Consider the following 15,987-nt stretch of genomic DNA (forward strand, 5'->3'; position numbering starts at 1 on the left):
GGTCAGGAGATGCCGAGGTCCTTGTCGACCATCGCGAACAACTCGTCGTCGGTGGCGTCGTCGAGGTGCCGGCCGATGTCGGCGCCACCGCTGTCCTGGGCGAGCCGGGACAGCATCGCCTGCAGGCGTACGGTGGCCCGCACCCGGGCCGCCTCGTCCCGCGCCACCACGTCGAGGCTGTCGGCGATCCGGTCCAGATCGTCGAGGAGGGCGGTCGGGGTGACCACGTCGTCGTGGGCGACCTCGGCGAAGAGGTACTCCGCCAGGGTCGTCGGGGTCGGGTAGTCGAAGACCAGGGTGACCGGCAGGGCCACGCCGGTGGCCGAGCCGAGCCGGTTGCGCAGCTCGACGGCGGTGACGGAGTCGAAGCCCAGCTCCCGGAACGCCCGGTGCTCGTCCACCGACTCGGCGGACGGGTAGTTGAGCACGGCGGCGACCTGGCTGCGGACCAGGCCGAGCAGCACGGCGAGCCGCTCGGCGGCGGGCAGGCCGGCGAGCCGGTCCTGCAACGTCTCCGGGCCGTCGCCGGCCTCCACGCTGGCCACCTGCTCGGCAGTGACGAGGCGCCGCACGTCCGGCAGGTCGCTGATCAGCGGGCCGGGCCGGGTGGCGGTGAAGGCGACGGAGAACCGTTCCCAGGCGATGTCGGCGATGGTCAGGAACGCCTCGCCGTGGTCCACGGCCTGGTGCAGCGCGGCGATGGCCGCCTCGGGGGTCATCTCGGGCACGCCGTGGCGGTGCAGCAGCTCGCCGAGCGGCCCGTCGGCCATGCCGCCGCCGGCCCACGCCCCCCAGGCGATGGAGGTGGCGGTCAGGCCGAGGCCACGCCGGTGCTGGGCGAGGGCGTCGAGGAACGCGTTGCTCGGGGCGTAGTTGCCGACGCCGGAGCTGGCCACGCTGCCGGCGAAGGACGAGAACATGATGAACGCCGACAGCTCGTGGTCGAGGGTCAGCTCGTGCAGGTTGTACGCGACGTCGACCTTGGCCTGGAGCACCCGCTCGATCTGCTCCGGCCGGATGTCGTTGATCATGGCGTCGTCGAGCACGGCGGAGGCGTGCACGACAGTGGTGAGCGGGTACTCGGCGGGGATCGCGTCGATCAGGTCGGCCAGCGCGTCCCGGTCGGAGGCGTCGCACTCGACGACGGTGGCCTGGGCGCCCAGCTCGGTGAGGTCGTCGACGAGCTGCTGCGCGCCCGGCGCGGCCATGCCCCGCCGGCTGACGACCACGATGTTCTCCACGCCGCTGCGGGCCAGCCAGCGGGCGGCGTGCCCACCGAGCGCGCCGGTGCCGCCGGTGACCAGCGCCGTGCCGTACGGCTGCCACGGGTTCGCGGGCTGGCTCTCGCCGAGCGGGACCCGGGTGAGCCGGCGGGCGAGCAGTCCGCCGGGGCGTACCGCGATCTGGTCCTCCTCACCGGCGGCGGTGAGGGCCGCGACCAGCAGGTCGGCGCAGCGCTCGTCGACGGCCTCCGGCAGGTCCACGAGACCGCCCCAGCGCTGCGGGTGCTCCAGCGCGGCGACCCGGCCGAAGCCCCAGACCAGCGACTGCACCGGGGAGCGCAGCAGGTCGGCCATGCCGACGGACGCGGCGCCGGAGGTGACGCTCCACATCGGGGCGCGCAGGCCGAGGTCACCGAGGGCCTGGAAGAGCGCGACGGTGGCGGCGAAGCCGCCGGGCACCGACGGGTGCAGCGGGTGGGCCAGCTCGTCGAAGGCGAGCAGCGAGACCACACCGGTCACCTCGGCGGCGGCGTCGGCGCCGCCCGGCGCGGCGGCGAGCGCCTCCTGAAGCAGCTTGCCGAACTGGTCGCGGTCGACGTCGGGGGTGGAGACGGGCACCGGGACGAGCGTCGCGCCGGCCGCCGCGAACGCCTCGACGCAGGCGTCCTGCCAGGGCTCGATGATGTCGCCGGTGGGCAGCACGACGACCCAGGTGCCGCTCATGCCCCGGTTGGTGACGCCGGTCAGCGGCTTCCAGGTGTCCTGGTAGCGCCAGCTGTCGATGTCGGACTGGCGGCGCCGCTGCCGGCGCCAGGAGGTGAGCAGCGGCAGGGCCGGCAGCAGGGCGTCGAGAACCTCGTGGGCCGGGGTGTCCTCGGTGGCGATGGTCTCGGCGAGGGCGGTGACGTCCCCGCGTTCCACGGCCGCCCAGAAGCTCGTGTCGCTGGGGTCGCCGCCGGCCGCGCCCTGGAGCAGGCTCTGCAGGTCGGGGCCGCCGCTGCCGTCCAGCCAGAACCGCTGGTGGTCGAAGGCGTACGTGGGCAGCGGCGCCACCTCGGTCTCGGCGAGGACGTTCGCGAGGTCGACGGGCAGGCCGATGGCGTACGCGGTGGCGAGGTTGGCCAGCAGCCGGGTCGCGTCGTCGTCACCACGGCGCAGGCTGCCCAGCGTGTGGCCGGTGACGCCGGTGTCGTCGAGGATCGCCGTGACCGGCATGGTCAGCACGGGGTGCGGGCTGATCTCCACGAACGTGGTGTGCCCGGCGGCGATCGCCGTCCGGACGGCGGCGTCGAACCGCACGGTGCGGCGCAGGTTGTCGTACCAGTAGTCCGCGGTCATCGAGGCCGGGTCGACCCAGTCCCCGGTGAGCGTGGAGACCAGGCGGGTGTGGCCGGCCTGCGGGGTGACGTCGGCCAGGTCCGCGCGCAACTGCTCGGCGACCTGCTGCACGGCCTCGGAGTGGGAGGCGTAGTCCACGGGGATGAGCCGGGCGCGCAGGCCCTCGGCCTGGCACGCCGCGACGAGGTCGGCGACGGGCTGCGGCGGGCCGGAGACCACGACGGTGGACGGGCCGTTGACCGCCGCGACACCGACGCCCGGGAACGCCGGCAGGCGCTCGGCGACCGCGTCAGCCGACAGGTCCACCGACGCCATCGTGCCGGTGCCGCGCAGCACCGCCAGGGCGCGGGAGCGCAGCGCCACGGTCCTCGCGGCGTCGTCCAGGCTCAGGATGCCCGCCACGCACGCCGCGCCGATCTCGCCCTGCGAGTGGCCGACGACCGCGTCCGGGACGACGCCCGCCGCGCGCCACACGGCCGCGAGGGCGATGCCGACGGCCCACAGCACGGGCTGCACGACCTCGACCCGCTCCAGCCACGACTCGTCGTCGCCGGTCAGCACCGACACGAGGTCCACGTCCAGGTACGGGGCGAGGGCCCGCTGGCACTCGGCCAGCTTCGCGTCGAACACCGGCGTCCGGCCGACGAGGCCGGCGGCCATCCGCGCCGACTGCGCGCCCTGGCCCGGGAAGACGAAGACAGGGCCGGCACCGGCGCTGGTGACCGTACCGGTGACGAGGTTGCCGGCCGGGTGGCCGGCGGCGAGGGCGTCCAGCCCGGCGAGCAGCTCGTCGGTGCCGAGGCCGACCACGGCAGCGCGGTGGTCGAACGTCGAGCGGGTGGTGGCCAGCGACCAGCCGACCGCCGCCGGGGCGAGGTCGCCGTGCTCGCGCACGTGCCGCGCGAGCCGGGCGGCCTGCCCGGCGAGGGCGGAGCGCGACCGGGCCGACACCGGCCAGAGGGTCACGTCCGAGCCGACCAGGCCGGGGCGTCGCGCGGGCGCGACGGCGGTGGCCTCGACGGCCTCGCCGCCGTCCACGGACGCCGGTTCGGCGACGCGCGGCCGGTACTCCTCCAGGATCACGTGCGCGTTGGTGCCGCTCACGCCGAACGAGGAGACGCCGCCGCGGCGGGGGCGGTCCAGCTCCGGCCACGGCTTGGACTCGGTGAGCAGGGACACCGCCCCGGCGGTCCAGTCCACGTGCGGGGAGGGCTCGTCGACGTGCAGGGTCTCCGGCATGACGCCGTTGCGCAGCGCCATCACCATCTTGACCAGCCCGGCGACGCCGGCGGCGCTCTGGGTGTGGCCGATGTTCGACTTCACCGAGCCCAGCCACAGCGGCCGGTCGGCGGGCCGGTCCTGCCCGTACGTGGCGATGAGCGCCTGCGCCTCGATGGGGTCGCCGAGGGTGGTGCCGGTGCCGTGCGCCTCGACCATGTCGACGTCGGCGGTGCCGAGCCGGGCGTTCGCGAGGGCCTGCCGGATGACCCGCTGCTGGGAGGGGCCGTTCGGGGCGGTGAGCCCGTTGGACGCGCCGTCCTGGTTGAGGGCGCTGCCCCGGATCACGGCGAGGATCGGGTGGCCGTTGCGCTCGGCGTCGGCCAGCCGCTCCACGACGAGCACGCCGCCGCCCTCGCCCCAGCCGGTGCCGTCCGCGCCGGCCGCGAAGGCCCTGCACCGGCCGTCGACGGACATGCCGCGCTGCCGGGAGAAGACGACGAACACGCCGGGGGTGACCATCACGGTGACGCCACCGGCGATGGCCAGGTCGCACTCGCCGCGGCGCAGCGCGTTCACGGCGAGGTGCAGGGCCACCAGCGAGGAGGAGCAGGCGGTGTCGACGGTGACGGCGGGGCCGTTGAGGCCGAGGGTGAACGAGATCCGGCCGGACGCGACGCTCGTGGTGTTGCCGGTGCCGATGTACATGTCGACGCCCTCGGGCACGTGCGGCAGACCCATGCCGTAGTTCGAGGTGCTCAGCCCGACGAAGACGCCGGTGGAGCTGCCGCGCAGCGACAGCGGGTCGATGCCGGCCCGCTCGATGGCCTCCCAGGACGTCTCCAGCAGCAGCCGCTGCTGCGGGTCCATGGCGAGGGCCTCACGCGGCGAGATGCCGAACAGCGACGGGTCGAAGTCACCGGCGCCGTCGAGGAACCCGCCGATGCGCGTGTAGCTCTTGCCCGGCTTGTTCGGGTCGGGGTCGTAGAGCGCCTCCAGGTCCCACCCCCGGTCGTCCGGGAACTCGGTGAGCGCGTCCCGGCCGTCGGCGACGAGGTCCCACAGGGCTTCCGGCGACCGGACCCCACCGGGGAAGCGGCAACTCATCGAGACGATGGCCAGGGGCTCCTGGTCGCGCGCCTCGACGGTCTGCAGCTTGCGCTTGGTCTCGTGCAGGTCGGCGGTGACCCGCTTGAGGAAGTACCGCAGCTTGTCATCGCTCATCGGGGGGCACCTGCCTCGATTGGAAGGTTGGTCATCTCAGGAGATTCCAAACTCTTTGCTGATGAAGTCGAAGATCTCGTCGTCGCTGGCCGAGTCGAGGTCGGGCCGGTCCGGCTCGGCGGCGGGCCCGGCCGCCAGGTCGGACGCCTTGGCGAGCAGGTCCTGCATCCGGGCCGTGAAGCGGGCCCGGGCCGCCGGGTCGAGCGGGATGGCGTTGAGCAGGCTCTCCACCGTGTCGATGCCCTGGAAGAGGGGCTGCGTGGAGGGCGCCGCGTCGGCGGCGATCTCGCTTGTCAGCTTCTCGGCGAGCGCGGTCGGCGTCGGGTAGTCGAAGACCAGCGTCGCCGGCAGCCGCAGCCCGGACAGGCCGTTGAGCCGGTTGCGCAGGTCGACGGCGGTGAGCGAGTCGAAGCCCAGGTCGGTGAAGAGCCGGTTCGGGTCGACGGCGTCGGCGCCGGCGTGACCGAGGACGGCGGCGATGTTCGCCCGTACCACGTCGAGCACCACCTTGAGCCGCTCCGGGCCGGCCAGGCCGGCGAGCCGCTGGCTGAGCTGCACCCCGCCGGAGCGGGCCCCGGTGGCGTCGACGGAGCGCCGCAGCGGCACCCGGACCAGGGCCCGGAGCATCGGCGCGAGGGTGCCGGCCTCGGCCTGCCCCCGCAGCGTCCCGACGTCCAGGCGCATCGGCACGACGGCCGCCGCATCGAGCCGCCAGGCGGCGTCGAAGAGGTTCAGCGCCTGCTCGGTGGCGAGGCCGGCGGCGCCCTGCTCGGCCATCCGCCGCACGTCGTCGTCGCCGAGGTGGCCGGTCATGCCGCTGGCCTGCTCCCAGAGGCCCCACGCGAGCGAGATGCCGGCGAGCCCGCGGGCCCGGCGGTGCGCCGCGAGGGCGTCGAGGAAGGCGTTCGACGCCGCGTAGTTGGACTGGCCGGCGCTGCCCAGGGTGGCCGCCGCCGAGGAGAACAGGACGAAGGCCGCGAGGTTCGCGTCGGCCGTGAGGCGGTGCAGGTGCCACGCCGCGTCGATCTTCGGCACGGCGACCGCGTCCACCCGTTCGGGCGTCATCGACTCCAGCACGCCGTCGTCGAGGACACCGGCGGCGTGCACCACGGCGGTGAGCGGGTGCGCCGCGGGCACCCCGGCCAGCAGCGCCGACAGGGCGTCGGGGTCGGCGGCGTCGCAGGCCGCGACGGTCACCTCCGTACCGGCGCCGGCGAGCTCGGTGACGAGGTCGTCGATCCCCTCGGCCGCCGCGCCGCGCCGCCCGGCCAGCAGCAGGTGCCGCACGCCGTGGGTGGTGGCGAGGTGGCGGGCCAGGATGCGGCCCAGCACGCCCGTGCCGCCGGTGATCAGCACGGTGCCGTCCGGGTCGATCCCGCCGGGCAGCGGCTCCACGCCGGCCGGGACCCGCCCGAGCCGTGGCGTGCGCACCTGCCCGGCCCGCACGGCGAGCTGCGGCTCGCCGGAGGCGATCGCGGCGGCCAGCGCGGTGGCGCTGTCCGGGGTGTCGTCGAGGTCGACGAGCTGGCACCGGCCCGGGTGTTCGAGCTGGGCGGTGCGCAGCAGACCCCAGACCGGGGCCTGGCGCAGGTTGACCACCTGCTGCTCGCCCGCCGCGACCGCGTCGCGGGTGACCAGCACCAGCCGGGACTCGGCGAACCGGTCGTCGGCGAGCCAGGTCCGCAACGCGGCGAGGGTACGGTGCGTGGTGGCCCGCGCCTGCCCGGCCAGCGCCGGGTCCGTCGGGTCCCCGGCGTCGCCGATCGGCACGATCACCGCCTCGGGCGCCGGCTCACCCCCGGCGAGCAGGTCGCCCAGCGAGTCGAGGCCGACGTCGGTACGCACCCGGGCGCCGGCCGCCTCGCAGGCGGCGCTGAGCGCCAGGTCGTCGCCGAGCGCCACCCAGCGGGTGGCCGCCGGCACGGGGCCGGTGGGCACCGGCAGCGCCGGCCAGTCCACCTGGAACAGCGACTCGTGCCGGCCGGAGCGGGCCGCGCCGAGCGAGTCGCCGGAGACCCGGCGCATGATCAGCGAGTCGACGTGCAGCACCGGGGCGCCGGTGGCGTCGGCCACCTGGAAGGAGACGCCGACCTCGCCGGCGGCGGCGACGCGTACGCGCAGGGCGGTGGCCCCGGCCGCGAGCAGCGACACCCCGGTCCAGGCGAACGGCAGGCGGGGCACGGTGGCGTCGGCGCCGTCGCCCATCCGGCCGAGGAAGCCGCCGATCGACATGGCCTGCAACGCGCCGTCCAGCAGCGCCGGGTGCACCCCGAAGCGGCCGGCCTCGGCGTGGTGGTCGGCGGGCAGTTCGACCTCGGCGAAGACCTCGTCGTCGCGGGTCCACGCGGCGCGCAGGCCACGGAACGCCGGGCCGTACCCGAAGACGGTGGCCTCGATGCCGGAGTAGAAGTCGTCGGCCTCGACGCGCGTCGCGCCGGGCGGCGGCCACACCCCCAGGTCGAAGGCGGGCGCGGCGTCGGCCGGCTGCGGACCGAGCAGGCCGGTGGCGTGGCAGGTCCAGGCGACGTCGGCCAGGATCTCGTCAGAGCCGTCCCGGTAGGGCCGGGAGTAGAGCTGGACGGTACGCCGCCCGTCGTCGTCCCGGTCGCCGACCATCAGCTGCACCTGGAGCGCGCCGAGTTCGGGCAGGACGAGCGGGGCGAGGAGGGTCAGCTCCTCCACCGTCGGGCAGCCGGCCTGCTCACCGGCGTACGTGGCCAGCTCGACGAAGGCGGTGCCGGGCAGCAGGATGTTGTCCATCACCCGGTGCTCGCCGAGCCACGGGTGGGTACGCACCGACAGCCGCCCGGTGAAGACCATCCGCTCGCTGTCGGGGAAGGTCAGCGTGGCGCTGAGCAGCGGGTGCCCGGCGTCCTGGAGGCCGGCGGAGCTGACGTCCTGCGCCCGGTGCAGCGGCGGCTCGACCCAGTACCGCTGGTGGTCGAAGGCGTACGTGGGCAGCGCCACGACGTCGGTCCCGGCGAGGACCGTGCCCAGGTCGACGGGCAGGCCGATCGTGTGCGCGGTGGCGAGGTTCGTCAGCAGCCGCGTCGCGTCGTCGTCACCGCGCCGCAGGCTGCCCAGCGTGTGCCCGCTCGCGCCGGCGTCGTCCAGGATCGCCGTGACCGGCATCGTCAGCACCGGATGCGGGCTGATCTCGACGAACGTGGTGTGCCCGGCGGCGACGGCCACCCGCACGGCCGCGTCGAACTGGACGGTCTGCCGCAGGTTGTCGTACCAGTAGGCGGCGGTCATCGACGTCGGGTCGACCCAGTCCCCCGTCAGCGTCGACACCAGCCGGGTGTGCCCCGGCTGCGGCGTCACGTCGGCCAGGTCGGCGCGCAGTTGCTCGGCGACCTCCTGCACCGCCGCCGAGTGCGACGCGTAGTCCACCGGGATCAACCGCGCCCGCACCCCGTCGGCCTGGCAGGACTCCACCAGGTCGGCGACCGGCTGCGGCGGACCCGACACCACCACCGTCGACGGGCCGTTCACCGCCGCCACCCCGACACCCGGGAACGCCGGCAGCCGCTCGGTCACCGCCTCTGCCGACAGGTCGATCGACGCCATCGTCCCCGTGCCCCGCAGGACCGTCAGCGCCCGCGAGCGCAGCGCCACGGCCTTCGCCGCGTCCTCGATGCTGAGGATGCCGGCGACACAGGCCGCACCGATCTCACCCTGCGAGTGACCGACCACCGCGGCCGGGGTCACACCGGCGTGCTGCCACACCGCGGCGAGCGCCATGCCAACGGCCCACAGCACCGGCTGCACGACCTCGACCCGCGCCAACCACGACTCGTCGTCGCCGGTCAACACCGACACGAGATCGACGTCGAGGTACGGGGCGAGGGCCCGCTGGCACTCCGCCAGCCGCGCGTCGAACACCGGCGTACGACCGACGAGACCGGCCGCCATCCGCGCCGACTGCGCACCCTGACCCGGGAACACGAACACCGGGCCCGCGCCGTGGGACGTGGCGGTGCCGGCGACGACGTTGCCGGCCGGCGCCCCCGACGCCAGGGCGTCCAGCCCCGCCAGCAGCTCCTCCAGGCTCGACCCGACCACGGCGGCCCGTTGGTCGAACGTCGACCGGGTGGCGGCAAGGGACCAGCCCACCGCCGCCGCGTCGAGGTCGCCGCGCTCGCGCACGTACTCCGCCAGGCGGGCAGCCTGGCCGGTCAGGGCGCCCTTCGACCGCCCCGACAGCGACCACAGCACCGCGTCGGAGGTCACGAGCCCGGGGCCGGGCTCGGCCGGGGCGACGGCCTGCGGCTCGTCGGCCTGCTCGATGATCACGTGGGCGTTGGTGCCGGAGATGCCGAACGACGACACCGCCGCCCGGCGCGGCCGGTCCACCGCCGGCCACGGCCGCGACTCCGTCGCCAGCTCCACCGCGCCGGAGGTCCAGTCGATGTGCGGGGACGGCTCGTCCACGTGCAGCGTCGCCGGGACGAGGCCGTGCCGGATGGCCTGCACCATCTTGATCACACCGGCGACACCGGCGGCGGCCTGGGCGTGGCCGATGTTCGACTTGATCGAGCCGAGCAGCAGCGGCCGGTCGGCGGGCCGCTCCCGCCCGTACGTGGCGAGCAGGGCCTGCGCCTCAATCGGGTCGCCGAGGGTGGTGCCCGTGCCGTGCGCCTCGACCACGTCCACGTCGGCGGTCGTCAGGCGCGCCGACGCGAGGGCCTGGCGGATCACCCGCTGCTGCGAGGGGCCGTTCGGGGCGGTCAGCCCGTTGGAGGCGCCGTCCTGGTTGATCGCCGAGCCGCGCACCACCGCGTACACGGTGCGGCCCTGCCGGCGGGCGTCGGAGAGCCGCTGCACGAGCAGCATGCCGACGCCCTCGGACCAGCCGGTGCCGTCGGCGGACGCGGCGAACGACTTGCACCGGCCGTCGGCGGCGAGGCCGCGCTGCCGGGAGAACTCGACGAACGCGGTCGGGGTGGCCATCACCATGACGCCGCCGGCGAGGGCCATGTCGCACTCTCCGCGCCGCAGCGCCTGACCGGCCCAGTGCAGCGCGACCAGCGACGAGGAGCAGGCGGTGTCCAGCGACACCGCCGGCCCCTCCAGCCCGAACGTGTACGCCACGCGTCCCGAGATGACGCTGCTGGTCATCCCCGTCAGCATGTAGCCCTCGGCGGCCTCCGGCGAGTACGCGAGCAGCGAGCCGTAGTCCTGGCCGCTGGTGCCGACGAAGACGCCGGTGCTGCTGCCCCGTACGTCGGTCGGGTCGATGCCGGCGGACTCGAAGGACTCCCAGGTGGTCTCCAGCAGCAGCCGCTGCTGCGGGTCCATGGCCAGGGCCTCGCGGGGCGAGATGCCGAAGAAGCCGGGGTCGAAGCGGTCGACGCCGCTGAGGAAGCCGCCGCCGCGGGCGTAGAAGGTGCCGGGGGCGTCCGGGTCGGGGCTGTAGAGGCTGTCGAGGTCCCAGCCCCGGTCGGTCGGCAGGTCGCTGATCGCGTCGACGCCGTCGACCACCAGCCGCCACAGGTCATCGGGCGACCACACGCCGCCGGGCAGCCGGCAGGCCATGCCGATGATCGCGAGGGGCTCGTCGTCGCCGACCGACACGGCGGTCGTCGTGGGCCGCACGGGGACCGGGGTGCCGGCGATCTCCGTACCCAGGAAGCCCGCCAGGTCGTGCGGGGTCGGGTAGTCGAAGACGAGGGTGGCCGGCAGCCGCATCCCGAAGGCGTTGTTGAGCCGGTTGCGCATCTCGACGGCGGTGAGCGAGTCGAAGCCGAACTCGCTGAACGCCCGGCGCGGCTCGATGGCCGCCGGGTCGGGGTAGCCGAGCACGGCGGCGGCCTGGCCCCGGACGATCTCGACCAGCGCGGCGGCCCGCTCGGCGTCGCCGAGCCCGGCGAGCTGCTGCACGAGCGACGCGCCGGTGGTGGCCGCGGCGGCGCGCGCGGGCATGCGGATCAGCGCCCGGTACAGCGGCGGGATGCTCCCGCCGGCGAACTGCACCTTCATCGCGGCGAGGTCCAGCCGGGCCGGGACGAGCGCGGCGTCGGTGGTGCGGCAGGCCGCGTCGAAGAGGGCGAGCCCCTCCTCGGCCTCCATGGCGGCGACGCCGGAGCGGGAGATCCGGTTGAGGTGGACGTCGTCCAGCTCGGTGGTCATGCCGCTGCGGTCGGCCCAGAGGCCCCAGGCGAGGGTGAGGGCGGCGAGGCCGCGCGCCTTGCGGTGCTGGGCCAGCCCGTCGAGGAACGCGTTGGCGGCGGCGTAGTTGCCCTGGCCCGGGCCGCCGGCGGTGGCGGCGAGCGAGGAATACGAGACGAACGCCTTCAGGTCGAGGTCGGCGGTCAGCTCGTGCAGGTGCCACGCGGCGTCGACCTTGGGCCGCAGCACGCCGTCCATCCGCTCGGGGGTGAGCGAGGAGATGACGCCGTCGTCGCGGACGCCGGCGGCGTGGATGACGGCGGTGAGCGGGTGCTCCGCCGGGATGCCGGCCAGCAGCTCGGCCACGGCGGCGCGGTCGGCGACGTCGCAGGCGGCGACGGTGACGCTCACGCCGAGCGCCTCCAACTCGGCGCAGAGCTCCGCGACGCCCCCGGCGGCGCGGCCGCGCCGGCTGGTGAGGATCAGGTGCCGGACGCCGTACGTGTCCACCAGGTGCCGGCTCATGAGCTGGCCGAGGGTGCCGGTGGCTCCGGTGATCAGGACGGTGCCGTCGGAGTCGAACGGGGCTGCCGGCGGCTCGGCCACGGCGGGGACCCGGGTGAGCCGGGCGCCGGCGGCGACGCCCGCCCGGATGACGACCTGCGGCTCGTCGGTGGCGACGGCCGGGACGAGCGCGGCGGCGCAGCCGGCGATGTCGTCGACGTCGACCAGCACGAACCGGTCGGGGTTCTCCGACTGGGCGGAGCGGAGCAGGCCGATCACGGCCGCGCCGGCCAGGTCGGTCAGGTCGGTGTCCCATTCGGTGGCGACCGCGCCCGAGGTCAGCACCACCAGCCGGGAGTCCGTGTAGCGCTCCTCGGCGAGGAACTGCTGGAGCACGGCGAGCGCCCGGTGGGTCACCTCGGCGACGGCCCCGGGCACGTCCGCCGACGCGGGCGGGTCGAGGAACGGCACGACCAGCACGCCGGGCGCGCCCGTCCCGTCGTCCATCGCCGTGGCCAGGGCGGTCAGGTCGGCGTACGCCGCCACGGTCGTGCCGGTGGCGGCGACCGCGTCGGTGAGCGCCGCCGCGTCGCCGATGACCGCCCAGTCGACGGTGGACGGGCCGGCGGGCAGCGCGAGCGGGGCCCACTCCACCCGGAACAGCGACTCGGCGCCGCCGCCGGAGGCGGTGCGGAGCTGGTCGGCGGAGACCGGCCGCAGGACCAGGGAGCCGACGGAGATGACGGGCGCGCCGGTGACGTCGGTGAGCAGCAGCGAGATGCTGTCGGGGCCGGTGTGCGAGACCCGGACGCGGGCCGCCGCGGCGCCGGCGCCGTGCAGGGCGACGTCGTTCCAGGAGAACGGCAACCGGCCGTACCCCGGGGGCATGTCCGCCCCGGACGGCTCCCCGGCCGGCGTGGTCAGGCCGAGGGTGTGCAGCGCCGCGTCGAGCAGGGCCGGGTGCAGGCCGTACCCGCCGGCCTCGGCGGCGGGGGCCTCGGGCAGCGCCAGCTCGGCGAAGAGGTCGTCGCCGCGCCGCCAGGCGGAGCGCAGGGCGATGAACGACGGGCCGTAGTCGTAGCCCTGGGCGGCGAGGTTCAGGTAGAGGTCGTCGGTGCCGACCTCGGTCGCGCCCGGCGGGGGCCAGGTGGTCAGGTCGGACCAGCCGGCGGGGCCGCTCGGCACGGCCGGGCCGCTGGCCAGCACGCCGCTGGCGTTGCGGGTCCAGGCCCGCTCGCCCTCGGCCGGCTCGCCGTCCTGGGCGGAGTGCAGCGACACGGACCGGCAGCCCGTCTCGTCCGCCGGGCCGATCCAGAGCTGGATGTCGACGCCCCCGGTCTCCGGCAGGATCAGCGGCGACTCCAGGGTGAGTTCGCGGACGTGGTCCGCGCCGACGTGCGCGCCCGCCTGGAGGGCGAGTTCGACGAAGCCCGTGCCGGGCAGCAGCACGGTGTCGAAGACGACGTGGTCGGAGATCCACGGGTGGGTACGCCGGGCCAGCCGGCCGGTGAACAGGAAGCCCTCGGCGTGCGCGACGCCGACGGCGGCCCCGAGCAGGGGGTGCTGCGCGGGCCGCAGGCCGAACGCGGTGACGTCGCCGGTCCACCCGGCGCCCGCCTCGGGCCAGTAGCGCTGGTGCTGGAACGCGTACGTGGGCAGGTCCACCCGCCGCGCGCCGGTGTCGGCGAACCACGGCTGCCAGTCGACGGCCACCCCGTGCGCGTGCAGCTCGGCCAGCCCGGCCAGCAGGCCGTGCACGGCGGGCCGGTCCTTGCGCTGCACGGCGACGGCCAGCACGCCGTCGTCGCCGGGCAGGATGTCCGCCGCCATCGCGGTCAGTACGCTCTGCGGCCCGACCTCCAGGAACGTGTCCGCCCCGGCGGCGCGCAGCGCGGCGACCCCGTCGGCGAAACGCACCGCCTGCCGGACGTGGCGCACCCAGTAGTCGGCGGTGCGGATCTCGTCGGCGTCGGCGAGCGCCCCGGTCACGTTCGACACGACCGGCAGCGCCGGCGCGGAGAACTCCAGCCCGGCCAGGACGGCCCGGAACTCGTCGAGCATCGGCTCCATCAGCGGGCTGTGGAACGCGTGGCTGACCGTGAGCCGGCGCGTGCGTACGCCCCGCTCCCGCCAGAGCCGCTCCACCTCGTCCAGGGCCTCGACGGCGCCGGAGACGACCACGGAGGTCGGCCCGTTCACGGCCGCGATCCCCACGTCGGCCAGGCCGTCCAGCGTGGCGAGGACGTCGACCTCGGTGGCCGCGACGGCGAGCATCCCACCGCCGACCGGCAGCGCCTGCATCAACCGGCCCCGCGCCGCCACCAGCGCCGCCGCGTCCGCCAGGGACAGCACCCCGGCCACGTGCGCGGCCGTGACCTCGCCGATCGAGTGCCCGCCCACGAAGTCCGGTGTGATCCCGAAGGACTCCACGAGCCGGAACAGCGCCACCTCGACCGCGAACAGCCCGGCCTGGGTGAACGCGGTCTGGTCCAGCAGCTCCGCCTCGGCCGTACCCGGCTCGGCGAAGAGCACCTCGCGCAGCGGGCGCGGCAGCAGCGCGTCGAGGTACACGCACACCTCGTCGAGCGCGGTCGCGAAGACGGGGAACTCGGCGTACAGCTCCCGACCCATGCCGGCGCGCTGCGCGCCCTGGCCGGAGAAGAGCACCGCCAGCGATCCCCGGCCGCCGGCCTGGCCCGTGACGACCGCGCCGGACGGCTCCCCGGCGGCGAGGGCGCGCAGCCCGGCCAGCAGGTCGTCGCGGCCGGTCGCGGAGACCACGGCCCGGTGGTCCAGGGTGGAGCGGGAGGTGACCGACGAGAACGCCACGTCCAGGGGGCGCAGGGTCTCGTCGGCGGCGATCCGGGCCGCCCAGCGGCCCGCCTGCGCGGCGAGGCCGGCCGCGTCCCGGGCCGACACCGGCACCGGCACGACCGGCCGCTCGACCACCGGCGCGGCGACGGCCGACGGGGGCTGCTGGGGCGCCGGGGCCTGCTCCAGGATGGTGTGCGCGTTGGTGCCGGACACCCCGAACGAGGAGACCGCCGAGCGGCGCGGGCGGCCCACCGCCGGCCACGGCGTCGCCTCGGTCACCAGCGACACCTCGCCGGCCGACCAGTCGACCTCGGGCGTCGGCTCGTCCACGTGCAGGGTGGGCGGCACGACGCCGTGCCGCATCGCCATGACCATCTTGATCACACCGGCGACACCGGCGGCGGCCTGGGCGTGACCGATGTTCGACTTGACCGACCCGAGCAGCAGCGGCGCCGAGTCCCCCCGGTCCTGCCCGTACGTGGCGAGCAGCGCCTGCGCCTCGATCGGGTCGCCGAGCCGGGTGCCGGTGCCGTGCGCCTCCACCACGTCCACGCCGCCGGCGGCGAGGCCGGCGTTGGCCAGGGCCTGCTGGATCACCCGCTGCTGCGACGGCCCGTTCGGGGCGCTCAGGCCGTTGGAGGCGCCGTCCTGGTTGACCGCGCTGCCCCGCACCACGGCGAGGATCGGGTGGCCGTTGCGCTGCGCGTCCGACAGCCGCTCCAGCACCAGGACGCCGACGCCCTCGGACCAGCCGGTCCCGTCGGCGGCGGCGGCGAACGCCTTGCACCGGCCGTCGGCGGCGAGGCCGCGCTGCCGGGAGAACTCGACGAAGGCGGCCGGGGTGCACATGGCGGTGACCCCGGCGACGATGGCCAGGGTGCACTCCCGCTGCCGCAGCGCCTGGCCCGCGAGGTGCAGGGCGACCAGGGACGACGAGCAGGCGGTGTCGATGGTGACCGCCGGCCCCTCCAGCCCGAAGGTGTAGGCGATCCGGCCGGACACCACGCTGCCGGCGTTGCCGGTCATCAGGTGCCCTTCGAGGCCCTGCGCGGCGCCCATCAGCACGGTGCCGTAGTCCTGGCCGGTGCTGCCGGCGAAGACGCCGGTGCGGCTGCCCTTCAGCGAGTGCGGGTCGATGCCGGCCCGCTCCAGGGCCTCCCACGAGGTCTCCAGCAGCCAGCGCTGCTGCGGGTCCATCGCCAGCGCCTCCCGGGGGGAGATCGCGAAGAAGCCCGGGTCGAAGTCGGCCAGGTCGTGGACGAAGCCGCCCTGCCGCGTGTACGACGTGCCGCTCTGCTCGGGGTCGCTGTCGTAGAGCGACCCGAGGTCCCAGCCGCGGTCCTCCGGGAAGTCGGAGACCACGTCCCGGCCGGACGCGACGACCTCCCACAGGTCCTCGGGCGACCGCACCCCGCCGGGGAAGCGGCAGCTCATGGAGACGATGGCGACCGGTTCCTGTTCACCGGCCTCCACCTCGCGCAGGCGCTGGCGCACCTGGTGCAGGTCAGCGGTGACCCGCTTGAGGTAGTCGAGAAGCTTCGCCTCGTCAGCCATG

2 protein-coding genes are annotated in these 15,987 nt (G+C 75.5%); both read right to left on the bottom strand.

Annotated features, from left to right (window positions below):
• Positions 1 to 2: 2 nt before the first annotated feature.
• Positions 3 to 5,003 carry a type I polyketide synthase gene (locus ACGFNF_RS19325; RefSeq protein ID WP_393169490.1) on the bottom strand — a complete coding sequence of 1,667 codons (5,001 nt, stop codon included), beginning with the start codon at positions 5,001 to 5,003 and terminating at the stop codon, positions 3 to 5.
• 36 nt (positions 5,004 to 5,039) lie between these two features.
• Positions 5,040 to 15,986 carry an SDR family NAD(P)-dependent oxidoreductase gene (locus ACGFNF_RS19330; protein ID WP_393169492.1) on the bottom strand — a complete coding sequence of 3,649 codons (10,947 nt, stop codon included), beginning with the start codon at positions 15,984 to 15,986 and terminating at the stop codon, positions 5,040 to 5,042.
• Position 15,987: the final 1 nt, after the last annotated feature.

This window comes from Micromonospora sp. NPDC048868, from assembly GCF_043198195.1.
Taxonomy (GTDB): Bacteria; Actinomycetota; Actinomycetes; order Mycobacteriales; family Micromonosporaceae; genus Micromonospora; species Micromonospora reichwaldensis.

Coding starts and splice junctions, on each gene's coding strand:
- ACGFNF_RS19330 (WP_393169492.1), bottom strand. CDS start 15,986: ATGGCTGACGAGGCGAAGCTTCTCGACTACCTCAAGCGGGTCACCGCT.
- ACGFNF_RS19325 (WP_393169490.1), bottom strand. CDS start 5,003: ATGAGCGATGACAAGCTGCGGTACTTCCTCAAGCGGGTCACCGCCGAC.